The 12,319-nt window shown below is 52.0% G+C and carries 11 protein-coding genes; 4 read left to right on the forward strand and 7 right to left on the reverse strand.

Features of this window, described 5'->3' with window-relative positions; all coding sequences use genetic code 11:
- Window positions 1–136: 136 nt before the first annotated feature.
- The 7 genes from L991_RS01695 to L991_RS17595 form a co-directional block, all read right to left on the reverse strand.
- Entirely contained in the window at window positions 137–565 is a 429-nt protein-coding gene (locus tag L991_RS01695) for an OmpA family protein (RefSeq protein ID WP_052190497.1), read from the reverse strand.
- 79 nt (window positions 566–644) lie between these two features.
- Window positions 645–1,142: a type VI secretion system tube protein Hcp gene (locus L991_RS01700; protein ID WP_047391509.1), complete on the reverse strand. Its 498-nt coding sequence runs from the start codon at window positions 1,140–1,142 to the stop codon at window positions 645–647.
- 51 nt (window positions 1,143–1,193) lie between these two features.
- Window positions 1,194–2,678, reverse strand: coding sequence for a type VI secretion system contractile sheath large subunit (gene tssC, locus L991_RS01705; protein WP_047391512.1), 1,485 nt, complete (start codon window positions 2,676–2,678; stop codon window positions 1,194–1,196).
- A gap of 2 nt (window positions 2,679–2,680) precedes the next feature.
- Entirely contained in the window at window positions 2,681–3,190 is a 510-nt protein-coding gene (gene tssB / locus L991_RS01710) for a type VI secretion system contractile sheath small subunit (protein ID WP_047391514.1), read from the reverse strand.
- Window positions 3,191–3,224: 34 nt separating this feature from the next.
- The gene (gene tagF / locus L991_RS01715) at window positions 3,225–4,244 is read right to left on the reverse strand and encodes a type VI secretion system-associated protein TagF (protein ID WP_047391517.1); all 1,020 of its coding nucleotides are present in this window, start codon (window positions 4,242–4,244) and stop codon (window positions 3,225–3,227) included.
- A gap of 12 nt (window positions 4,245–4,256) precedes the next feature.
- On the reverse strand, window positions 4,257–8,036 hold the full coding sequence (tssM, locus tag L991_RS01720) for a type VI secretion system membrane subunit TssM (protein WP_047391520.1): 3,780 nt from the start codon (window positions 8,034–8,036) through the stop codon (window positions 4,257–4,259).
- A 16-nt stretch (window positions 8,037–8,052) separates the two neighbouring features.
- Window positions 8,053–8,895 carry a M15 family metallopeptidase gene (locus tag L991_RS17595; RefSeq protein WP_231550463.1) on the reverse strand — a complete coding sequence of 281 codons (843 nt, stop codon included), beginning with the start codon at window positions 8,893–8,895 and terminating at the stop codon, window positions 8,053–8,055.
- Window positions 8,896–9,049: 154 nt separating this feature from the next.
- On the opposite strand from L991_RS17595, the gene tssJ reads away from it, so the two are divergent.
- Genes tssJ through tssE form a run of 4 tightly spaced genes read left to right on the forward strand, consistent with a single transcriptional unit; the run spans window position 9,050 to window position 12,211 of the window.
- Window positions 9,050–9,610 (forward strand): type VI secretion system lipoprotein TssJ, encoded by a 561-nt coding sequence (gene tssJ, locus L991_RS01730; RefSeq protein ID WP_052190499.1) that lies wholly within the window; start codon window positions 9,050–9,052, stop codon window positions 9,608–9,610.
- A 53-nt stretch (window positions 9,611–9,663) separates the two neighbouring features.
- The gene (gene tssK, locus L991_RS01735) at window positions 9,664–11,013 is read left to right on the forward strand and encodes a type VI secretion system baseplate subunit TssK (protein WP_047391524.1); all 1,350 of its coding nucleotides are present in this window, start codon (window positions 9,664–9,666) and stop codon (window positions 11,011–11,013) included.
- Window positions 11,014–11,022: 9 nt separating this feature from the next.
- Complete coding sequence (gene icmH, locus L991_RS01740; RefSeq protein ID WP_047391528.1) at window positions 11,023–11,721, forward strand: type IVB secretion system protein IcmH/DotU; 699 nt, start codon at window positions 11,023–11,025, stop codon at window positions 11,719–11,721.
- A 1-nt stretch (window position 11,722) separates the two neighbouring features.
- The gene (tssE, locus tag L991_RS01745) at window positions 11,723–12,211 is read left to right on the forward strand and encodes a type VI secretion system baseplate subunit TssE (RefSeq protein ID WP_047391530.1); all 489 of its coding nucleotides are present in this window, start codon (window positions 11,723–11,725) and stop codon (window positions 12,209–12,211) included.
- Window positions 12,212–12,319: the final 108 nt, after the last annotated feature.

The raw sequence follows: 12,319 nt of genomic DNA on the forward strand, positions 1-12,319 counted from the left end.
TCGCTCCAGCGCTGGCCGTCTCCGAGCTGGAGGGTGAGCAGGCGCTGGTCTTGGGTGAAGGCCGAGGCGAAGCTGGCTAGAAGATCACTGAATGAATCAACTGAGGGCAGGTGCAGGGACATAAAGATCAGCGGAGTTAATCGAGGTCGATTTCTACAGCGTGTTTGGCGTCGTCCGTATTAAAACGGATCGTCATTTTTTTATCGGGAATACCCTGCTTCTGCAGGAATTTTTCTACCGCAGCAGCGCGTGCAATTGCGCCATCTTTGGCATTGCCGACTTCTTTTTTATTGCAATATCCCCGCAAAACAATTGACTTACTGCTTTGCAACAAAGGCATGAGTTGCAGCAGCTGCTTTTCGTGCTCGGGTTCAAGCTTGGCTGACATTTTTTCGAATTGCAGCCATTTCAGGTCTTTCACCGCCTGTGGTGATAATGTCGGGGTCGGCGTTGGGGTTGGGGCACTCGCTACCTTTTTATCCTGTGTATTTTGCGTTGCGCAGCCAGCTAACAAACCAGTGGCCAACACGAGGGTGGAAAAGAAAAAATAAGCCGAGCGCTTCATGTTTTATATCCTTTGATAACTAAATAACCGATTAACCTTGCGGTTAATCGGTCGGTTTTACGCCAAGTGGCGAAAATAATTATGCAATGGTTTTGTTGGCAGTCAGATCCCAGCCTGCGCTGACATTACCACCACCCGCCCCATCGGCACGTTTTTGCTGGGTGTAAGTCCATTTGATTTTGCCATAGCTGAATGTAACCAATTCGCTTGGAAAACCTTCATCATTGGCAGAGCCTTTAGGCTCAACACGTGAAATCAGCACTTGTTCCAGTTTGATTTCCATGTATTTCACTTTGTCGCCACCTGAGCGGCAAAGTTCAATGGTCACGTCTTTAATATGTTTACCCGTGCAGCATGCTTCATAGATTTTCGGGCTTGCTTTATCCAGAAAATGGGTAATTTCATATTGGCCGTGATTCACACGTTCAGCAGTTGCGCCACCGGCTGAGCTGGCAGTCGCTTGCGCAGGTTGTTCCAGCTTGTGAGCAAACGATTGAATTTCAATCCAATCTTTATGTTTGTCATCGGTGGATTCGCCAGGAATACCATCGATTTTCAGAAATGCATCAAATGCCATACTGCATAGCTCCTAAAAGGGTTAGACATTCAACTACTAATTTTCAGTGCATCAGCGTGTTGGTTTAGGTAATTCCGCCACCAGACGCAAAGAAATGGTTAGCTCATCCAGTTGGAAATGGGGCCGCAAGAAAGCTGCTGCACGATAAACCCCTGGTTTACCTGGCACTTCCACCACATCCACCCGCGCTTCACGTAATGGATATTTGGCTTTGGCTTCTTGGCTGGCCGAATCATCCAGCAGAACATATTGCGCCAACCAGGTATTGAGAAAATCCTGCACATTCTGGCGCGAGGCAAATGAACCGATTTTGTCGCGCATAATCGATTTCATGTAATGCGCAATCCGCGATACCGCGAAAATATATGGCAGTTGTGTCGACAATCTTGCGTTAGCGTTAGCCGCATCGGTATTGTAAGACTTGGCCTTTTGCACCGATTGCCCGCTAAAGAACGCGGCATAATCGGTGTTTTTACAATGCACCAATGACATAAAGCCGAGATCCGACAGCAGCTTTTCAGTACGATCGGTGATTGCAACTTCAGTCGGGCATTTCAGGGCTACTTCGCCATCATCGGTTTTGAAGGTGTGGGCAGGCAGACCTTCCACCAGACCGCCCCCTTCCACCCCACGAATCGCAGCCAACCAGCCATATTCGGCAAAGGCTTGCGTCAGACGGGCACCGTAGGCATAGGCGGCATTGGTCCACAGGTATTTGCTGTGATCCGTGCCATCAACGCTCTCTTCAAAATCAAACTCTTCGACGGGGACAGTGTCACGGCCATAGGGCAAGCGGCCCAGAACATGCGGCAGTACCATACCCACATAGCGCGAGTCTTCTGATTCACGGAATGACTTCCATTTGGCGTATTCGACCGTGTCGAAAATTTTGGCCAGATCGCGCGGCTTACCGATGTCGGTAAAACTCTCCAGACCGAACATACTGGCACTGGCCGCCGTAATGAGTGGCGCATGCGAAGCGGCAGCCACGTGCGAGAGCTCATCCAATAGATAAAAATCTTCGGGGTGACGGCCGAATTCGTAATCGCCAATCAGGCCGGCATATGGGGCGCCACCAAAAGTGCCGTACTCTTCCTCGTAGATTTTCTTGAATAGCGCACTCTGATCGAACTCGGATGATGATTTGAAATCTTTGATCAGGTCTTTTTTCGAGACATTCAGCACCTTGATTTTGAGCATGGTGCCGGTTTCGGATTCTTGAGTCAGATATTTCAACCCACGCCATGAGGCTTCCAGCTTCTGGAATTCGGATTGATGCATCACCGCATTCAGTTGCTCGGAAATCAAGGCATCGATTTCGGCAATGCGCGCATCGAGGCTGGCGGTCAGATCGCGCGAAACGGTCACCGTGCCATCCAGCACTTGCTCGACCAGTTCGCCGATCAGATCACGGGTATGGCTTTTCTCTTGATCGTTCGTGGCGATTTTGCTGTTTTCGATGATGGTATCGAGTAAGGATGCCCGCTCGGCATACACCGGTGCGCCAGACTCAAGGACGGCTTGATCTTGGGTCATGCTTATTCTCCTGCTACTGGGCTACGGGTTTGACTGATTTGCTTGAGCTTTTCGGTGTCGCGAACGACTTCATCCAGCAACTCTTCAAGCTTGTCATTACCGACCACCTTGTTGCGCAGGTCGGCCAAACGCTGGCGGGCAGCCAATAATTGCTGCAAGGGCTCAATCTGATTCACCACATTCTGCGGCTCGAAATCGGCCAGTGAGTTGAAATTGAGCTCGACCGACATTTGCGAGCCATCATCTTTCAACTTGTTTTCCACCTTGTAGGCCAAGCGCGGCGCCATGCCTTTGAGGACATCATCAAAGTTGTCGCGGTCAATTTGCACAAACTTACGCTCTTTGAGCTTGGGTAGCGGTTCTTTGCTTTGCCCGCTGTAGTCGCCCAACACGCCCATTACAAAGGGCAGCTCTTTGTTTTCGATCGCATCGCCGATTTCAACGTCGTATGTGATTTGCACCCGTGGCGGGCGCACGCGAGATAATTTCTTCTGAGTACTTTCCTTGCCCATGACCTATCCCCAAGTGGCAATATAAAAAGGTGCATCAATCAATGTTTGATGCGATTTGACGAACAACTGCTTTTAACTTCAAAACATTCAGTGACGGATCGCTTAACTGACGGCCCAATACATATGCCGCTTCCGCGTAGCGCTGGTGACTGCACCACGGTCCTACCTGCCCCTGCGCTAAAATGCTGCGAGCCAACTGCAAATCTGCGCCCCAAAACAACTGGATGGTTTTCTGATCGAATTCGGCAGGGCTCAGCACGAGGTACTTTTGCTCTGCGCGGGTAATCAAGGCCAGATTGATCGGATGGGCCGGCAAAAACTCAGTGGCGGTACGGTATAAATCCAGCCAAACGGCGGCCCCCAAAATGGCCTCCCCCTGCTGCGCGGGCAAAGGCAGCACAAACACTTGCGGCGACATTCCTGCACCGAAACGTTGCACCAGCTTGAGGTAAAACATGAAAGCCAAGAGCGTACTTTCCAGATCCTGCAAGCCCGCTGCCTGCAAGCGCTGGCCCAGGGTCTGGCTACTGAGCTGACTCATGTAGCGCTGCAAGAGTTGCTCGGCCAGATCGATATCCGCGGCTGAGCGAGCGCTAAAACTGATTTGCTCTTCCAGAAATTGTTTGCAGGCCAGCATTTCCACCGAGTTATCAATGGCGCTGCTCAGCTGATCGCGCAGCCCGGTATAGAAAAGTTCGTTAGCGAGCAGGTATAGCGCCTCAGCCCCCGTCAGGCTTTCACCTGGGACACATACCCCTGCAGAAAGCGGATATTTCCGCCCTGCTTCATCCTGACTGGGGTGCACCACGCCCAGGAAACTCCACTTGCCATCTTGGCTGCGCAGCATGAATTCACTGGGCCCATGACCTAGATAGGCCTCGACCCATTCAGGATTGACGGTGATATCGGCCAAGCTACGTGCAAAGCGCTGGTCGACATCCTGCACCATCGGGTGCCCCGCATTGATGCGGATAAAATCTGCGCGACGTGGCAGCTTGCCGAATACGGCGTACTGCAATTGTTGCTCATGGTTTTTTTTGAGATTGAAAGGCATGGCTCAAATCCTTTACATGGTCACGCGTTCTGGCAGGGAAAGCTTGCGTAAACCATTGAGCTGCAACGGATTGACACCACTTACCGCACGATAATTAAAGCGCACCACCTCAGCTTCACCCGCATCCCCTTTGCGAATTTTCCAGCTTAGAACCGCGCTATCTGCATCCTGCTTTTCAACTTGTGCCTGTGATACCAGCTTCAGCCAGCCCATGCGACCCGGATGATTCGTGACCACCGCACTGGCTCCATTGAACGCCACGACTTGAATTCGCGCCCCTTGCGCGCCATTGTTATTCGGCCAGGCAAAGGTTTGCCACGGCTGCGGGCCATTGCGATATTTGATTTCCTGACCATCCACCACCAAGGTGATTTCCGATAGGCCCGGCGTGGGTACAGGCTGCAATTCAAATTTGGCGTTATCCAGCTCGGCCAGCTGATTGCTACTGCCTAGCGCATCCAGGCGGCTAAAACCCGTTAAAAAGGCCGGGTTAAATTTAATACCCATATTGGCCCAGCTGCGTGGAACGAAGCCACCTGCCTGCTCGATAATCAGCCCCGTCAGGTATTTTTCTTTGAACTTGCCCAGCGCGCCTTCATTCGGTTTGAGCAGTTTGGCAATATCCCCCATCGAGGCTTCCGGCCCACCATCTGCGAAAGGGTACTTAGTAGCCAGGGTTTTCCACTGGCCATAGACTTCACGTTGCCAAGCTTTATTAAGATCACTTTCCACTGGCCCGAGCAACGCCGCATAGGTTTGCATCAATGGGCGCACTAGCAATGGGCGGACCATTTCACGGGTTTCGGCATTCACCGATACCAGCAGACTGTTATCGATTAGCTGCAAGGTTTCGGCGAGCTCGGAACCTGAACCATTGAGGGTAGCCTGCACGAGCGGTCGCGCCTGCGCGCCCGGATCATCCGAAGCGGCGATCAGGGTCAGTTTATTGCGCAACTTGCCCAATTGCTCAAAGTAGCTATTGAGTGGTGCGACCCCACTTTGGTTTGGCTGTACTAATTGTGCCAAATCCGCAAATTGCTGGCCCACTACTCCGCGTTGTAAAGCGGGCGCGGTGGTTGGTGCTGCTTGGCCTTTGATTAATTCGGTGGTTTTTTCGATCACCGATTGCTTGGCTGTCTGGATCTTATCTGACAATGCCGATGGATTATCCCAAGCGGTTTCCTGCACGGCACGAGCCAAAATCAACTTAACCGGTGACTGCTGCACATCGCTGAGTTTGCTAATCGCATTACTTGCGGCCGGCAAACCACTAAAGTCACGAACAATCACGCCCTGCAGGAATTTTTTCCATTCAGCAGCATATTCCTGCCGATACAGGCGCTCTAATTCTTCCTGATTTTTGGCGGCATTCCCGTCCGCCCCAAGATTATCTTTCTGGCTAGAGGCCAATACCCAGTCATCCGACTTCACCTCCCCTTTGCTGGCTTCGGCAATTTCAGTACGGACGAATTTCTCCCACGCTTCACGGGTAAAGGCACCCGCCACCATTTGGCTGCCTGCCACCACATCCGTGGCTTGCTGATTGAGAATTTTTGGCACAGTCAACGGCGCAAAGCGGGTGTTGGCACGGGCTTTGATTTCGTTATAAACCCGCTCAGTCGCGCTCAATTGCTTGACCGAGGCACGCAGCACACTACGCGCATCATTGACAACTTGTGCGTTGTTTTCAATCAGTGGCAGATCGGCCTCTTTGATCTGACTGATGTAAAACGCAATCAGTCGTTCTGCAACTGCAGCCATCTCTTCTGGCGTGCGCCCGCCACGGTTTTCTTCCAGCCAGCTACGCCAGTAGCGTGGAATCTGATCAGCCAAATGCGCCTCTTCCATCCGAGTCTGTTCATGCAGCATCAGGTATGTTTTTAGCGCGTTGTAACCAATGTCCAGTTTTGGCGCCGCCGGTGTGGCATTGGCCGAAGCGGCGGTTTCTGCGGTAGCACGCTGTGGCACAGACCATGCGCCGATCTTGATGTTGGGTAACCCCTCCGGCTTACGGCGCGGAGGCTGTTTTTTAACGGGTGCAGTGGTGGCAGCTGGCGTGGCGACCGGCCCAGTCGTGGCCTGGGGTACACTGGTGGGCTGCGCCGTAGGCGCTGGGGCTACTGCCACTTGCTGGGCGGCCACCTGCTGCAACGTCCGCTCCAGGTTTTGCTTCACGGGTTGCAGCATCACCGCATACAGCTCGGTGAAGTATTTTTTGCGCATGGCCGTTTCAAGCGCTTCACCCTGATAGAGACCTAAGCCGACCTGCCATGGATGGCCTTGTTTACGATAGCTCTGCAAAATTTCCAACTGGGTTTGCATGGTGCGCAAAGCTTGCAGGCGATCATAGACACTGCCGGAAGAGGCCAGCTTTTGAGCGCTTTGATATTCACCGGCAACTTGCTCGATGAGCTTCTTGTTTCCGATGTATGACCATGTCCACAAGCCTGCACAAAGCGCCACAGCACATACCCCCCCCACCATACCGGCAATGCGCCATTTGGATGAGCTGGTACCAGTCTGGCTGACGACCAGATGCTGATCAGGAAAAATCACCTCGCGGAACAAATCGCGCAAGAAATAGCTGTATGAAGCTGGAGCCTGGCGGACATCGAAGCCACTGCGGGCCAAATCAAAATGTTGCGCCACCCGTGTAGCGGCCGCAATGCGCGGCAGTCCATCTTGCAAGGCGCTAGAGAAATAAAAGCCTCGTAATAATGGGCGGCTGTGGTACGGGTCATCCTGATACAGCAATTCCACAAACTTGCTCACCGCCTCTTTCAACGCATTGAACTCAATCGGGAAAGCAAAATAAGCAGGTTTATTTTGATTGCCGCGGTGCGCGGACATCTTTTCTTCGCCCACTTGCTGCAAACCACGCAGCAATGCCTCAAATTGCTGTTTGATCACCTGCTTGATGTCAAACCCAGCTCCCTGCTCCGCCGTCAGGGTCGCACCCCATACCCGATTACGCTCCTCATCGGACAATTCTTCGAAAAACTGCGCAAAACCGCCGAGCAAATCCAGCTTGGTCAGCACCAGATAAATCGGTACTTTCAGCTGAAATACATCTTCGATTTCATGAATACGCTCGCGGATTTGCTTGGCGTACAGTACAAAACCTTCAGAGTTAAATTGTGCGAGCTCGGGCAAGCTAATCGTAACCAGAATGCCATTCACCGGCGCTTTAGGGCGATACCGTTTAAGTAGCTTAAGAAATTCGATCCATTCGGTTTTATCTTCAGCTTGCGTGGCGTAGCGGCCAGCAGTATCGAGCAGCACGCCTTCGGTAGAGAAAAACCAATCGCAATTGCGGGTACCGCCCACCCCTTGAATGCCATGCTTATCACTAAAGGGAAAGCTCAAACCCGATTGCAAAATCGCCGTACTTTTTCCCGCCGCTGGATGCCCAATAATCATGTACCACGGCAATTCATACAGCGCAGCCGAACCGCGCGCCTTGCCCAATTCCGAGGTTTTCAAGGTATCGATGGCGCCCAATAGCCGCTGACGCAAGAGATTAACCTCGGCACGCTTATCGGCGCTAGCCCCGATCACGGCCTCATCGGCCTGCTTTTGCAGCATTTTTTCAATGAGTGCGCCAGCACGATTGCTGAACAACTGCCCCAGCAATAAAGTCGCGACCCAAAGCATCATCACCGCAAACACCCAACCAAAGCGCGCTTCGGCCGACTGCAAACCGAACATCGGTCCCACAAACCAGATCAATGCAATCAGAATCAAAAACCCGATTGCCGAGATAAGTTTGGCATTACGCTGCCAGCTACCCATCTTGCTATACCCCACTCTATTTATTTTTTTGCAACAACTTGGCCAATGAGCCCGTTTGCTCAATGTGCCCATAATCTTTAAATGACCAGTTTCCGCCCCAAGTGAGGCCCACAGCCGCAGCTTCTTCGCCTAGGGCCTGATAGGCCTGCATCGCCCATTCATCTTTCGCTGACAGCACAATCTTGCCGTTTCGAACCGGCGCCAAATCCACGGCCAAACCGTATTGGTGCTTGCTTTGTCCACCCTTAGCTTTGGTAACCACATTAGCGAGCTGTGCCAACTCATCCTGCCGCTCTGCACTGCGATACCCCTCCAGCAAGGCCAGTGGATAGCCGCGCTCTTCCATTTTCTTCATGACCTGCAATACCTGCTGTACAAATACCGGCTCTAACAAAGACCAGTCTCGACTGGCATGCATCAATCCGGGACGCTGGCTAGCAACGGCCAGAAAGATCTCGGGCGGCAAAGGCGCAGGGGGCTCAAGCCGGGCCTCGGTTAAGGCCGCGTTGATATGCAATTGGCCTCGTAATTCGCTCGGAAGCAGAAATGAGAGATGATGAAAAGCATCTAGGCGCAGAGTGCTCCAAATCACTAGACCAATCACCAGCACCAAAGCCGACAACCACCACAACAAGGGATTGACACCGGATGGCCGTAACGACGCGGCCGCCAATCCAGTGGACTCGACGTCTGCAACAGCTGGCTTGATATCAAGGCTTAAATCAGGAGTATCTGCCCCCACCTCAGCCAGTAGTAGCGCAGGTTTACTTGGCAAAAAAAAGCGATACCCAACCCACAGCAGTACTACAAAAATCACTGCCAGAGGCAGAAAAATCCACCAGAAGGCCAACGCAGGCAACCTCAATCCTCGGAAAACATTCCGGCCATTTGAACGAGGGCTGAGCTTATGATTACACGGCTTGCAATCATATGAACAAGATCACAGTAATGTTACAAGCATCCATGGTATACAGGCTTACTAGAAAATCAGACATTATTGACGCAAACCCGCAATGCCTTACAAAATTAAATTACAAAAAAGTCAGAAATCTAAAGTACTGACTTTGCTGCTCGCGCTCCCTCTCGTGGCCGCCTGCACCTCGACCGCACCAATCCCCGTCAATCTGCAAGCTCAGGCCGAGCCGACACTGAACCGTGATACCAGCGGCAAATCGCTCTCGCTGGTAGTACATGTCTACCAGCTCAAATCTTCAGAACAATTCAATCGACTCACATTTGATGAAGTGACAACTGGCAAACCAGCGGAGCAATTACTGGGCGAATCTTTGGTTAAGAAGCAGGAAATGGTGCTACTACCTGGCAAACCGATTGAATTACCCGATCAATTACAAAATGAAACCCAGCTAGTCGGCATCGTGGGCTTTTTTCGTAAACCACACCCTCAGTACTGGCGCGTTCTATTGGATGCAAAAGCCATTCGCAAAGATAAGGCGCTGAAGATCGGCGCGGGTGACTGCTATGTGTATTCACTTAATCCAAGCCCCGTAGCAATTCCTGGCCAACCAGCCTGGAGCAAGCCAGATTGCCAAGGCAACAAACCCCGCAGCCGCTAAGCGCTGCCAGCGCTAAACACCATCATTAGCATTTATTACAAGTATTCGAATTTATGATCAAAGCTAAACGCGTATTGTGGGGCGAAGGGATGTTCTTACGCCCGCAACACTTTCAACAGCAGCATTTATTTACCGAGGCTGCACTGAGCACCGAACGGCAACTGTTCCATCGGTATGCTTGGGGAGTACGCCGCTTTCAGATTGACCAAGAAGCTTTACGTGGTGGTCAGATCCGCTTGGATCAGCTGGAGGTCTTATTTAAGGATGGCACCCAGTGTGCTGCGCCTTTACATGACCCATTGCCGCTGGGGCGCAATTTGCAAGATATTCCACAACTGGGAGTGAGCACCACCCTGTATGTTTGTGTGGCTCAATTGCAGGCCTATGGCGGCAATGCGATCAATCCGGATCAACAGGCCAATCGACCAGCGCGCTTTCGGACGAACCAAAGCCCGATTTCCGATCTGTATACCCAGGCGCTCGATGCCGATCTCAGCACGCTAGAGCTGGATATTCGCCTGATGTTCGAAGAAGAAAATCGCGATGGCTACGAACAAGTTGCACTGGCCAAGCTGCAAAAAAATGCAGCAGGCCAATGGGAAATCGCCAGCGACTTTTTTCCGCCCAGCCTGACGACTTCTGCGGTCGGAGAGTTAAGTAATCTGCTCCGGCGCCTGCTTGATATTCTGCTGGTAAAAAGCCAATCACTGGCAGGTGCGCACCGTGAGCGCGCCAAAAACGTCATGGAATATGGCACGAGCGACATTGCCTCATTCTGGCTACTGCACACGGTCAATCGCAACTTTGCCCGCCTCAATCATCTGGCGCGCTGCGAACCTTTGCATCCTGAAGAGCTATACCAAGCTTTATGCGAATTCTGCGGTGAATTACAAACCTTCTCCCCGCTCTATACGCTCGCCGACATCCCTGCGTATCAGCATGATGATCTATTCCAGGTATTTAACCTCTTGGATCTACAAATCCGCGAACTGCTAGAAACGGTCATCTCCGCCCGCTACGCGATTATCCCGCTGCACTCACCGAAGCCATCATTCTTTATCGGCCGTCTGGAAAGCGAACGCTTACTGGAAAACGTGGATTACTACTTGTCGATCCAAAGCGATATGCCGGCCACCGCCATCATTGAAAATGTACCCCTCAAATTCAAAGTGGGCGCCCCCGATGATGTGGAAAAAATCCTCAACTCGGCCATGCGTGGGGTCAGTCTCAGTCACGCCAGCCAAACCCCTTCAGCGGTTCCGGTGCGAGTGGGCAATCACTATTTTGCCTTTGAACCTCGGGGTGACATTTTCCAGCGCATGCAGCAATCACGCAGCATCTGCATCTATGTCCCGCAATCGCTCGCTGAGCTCAAACTCGAGCTGATCGCCGTTTTTAGATAGGAAATCATCATGAATCAAGCCCTAAGTTCAGCCGCTAGCCCCACACTCACGATCAATCAGCCCACCGCGCCTAATCTGCGTGAGCTGATGGAAGACGGCATTTATCTGCTATTTCTATTACGCGATGGCAATGAACCCAATAGCGCCGCTGAATTCAATCGCCGGATCGATCAGTTTCTCGCTCAATATGAGAAAAATGCCCGTAATTTCGGCAAAGAGAGCCATATCATCAATGAAGCAAAATACGCTTTCTGCGCACTGATGGATGAGCTGATTCTGGCCTCGCAATTTACACTGCGCGAAGAATGGGAGCGGATGCCACTGCAACTGCGTATTTTTGGTGAACATCTAGCCGGGGAGGGTTTTTTTGATCGACTGGAAATGCTCCGGCTTGATCCACCGAAAAACATTGAAGCACTAGAGGTATTCCACACCGCCCTACTATTGGGATTTCAAGGTAAATACCTGCTGGAAGGACAAGAAAAGCTGGGCTACCTCACCGCGCGAGTCGGGCAAGAGATTCAACAAGTACGCGGTGGCAAAGCCGAATTTGCCCCGAATTGGAAACTGCCGCAACGTTTTCAGGCCTTTGTTCGCCATGAATTACCGCTCTGGATGTACTTCGCACTATTAGCCGTCGTAGCAACCGGTATTTTTATCACTTATCACTTTTTGCTAAGCCAGCAAGTAGCGCAGGTGGTTGGCTAAGATGTCTCTTGCTCGTCGACAGGCGCTCATTGTTCCATCGATCCTAGATCGGCTACTGGATGATGAACCCGATCAACCGCAGCGAGATCAGCACATGCTGTTTGACATCTCGCAGTTCCGCCGTGCTTTGGCCCGTGATCTGGAGTATCTACTCAACACCCGCCTCATGGAGCAGGACGAAGTATTTGCCGCCTCACCGCTGGCGGCTGACTCCATGCTGCAATTTGGTATTCCGGATTTATCTGGCGTAAGTCTACTCAACCCGCAAGACCGCGAGCACTTGCGCGACCGGCTACGCAAAGCGATCGAACGACACGAACCACGATTATCACGGGTACGCATTAGCTTGGATGCGCCGCGCGAACTGGAGCGCCATCTGCGCTTTCGGGTGGATGCCATTCTCAAAGTCCATCCAACCCGCCCGCCTGTTAGCTTTGATGCAACCTTGCAGCTTTCATCCAATGTTTACCGCGTGATTAGCGATCGATAAGTCGAGCACTTATGAATCTATCCGACCTACTGTCCAGCTTCGCCTCGGCCTTCACCCAAGACCAGCGCCTGCTCACCCTCCAGCTCGGAGACGGCCAGCGCTGGAGCG

The sequence above is a fragment of the Chitinibacter sp. ZOR0017 genome (genome assembly GCF_000799095.1).
Lineage (GTDB): Bacteria > Pseudomonadota > Gammaproteobacteria > Burkholderiales > Chitinibacteraceae > Chitinibacter > Chitinibacter tainanensis.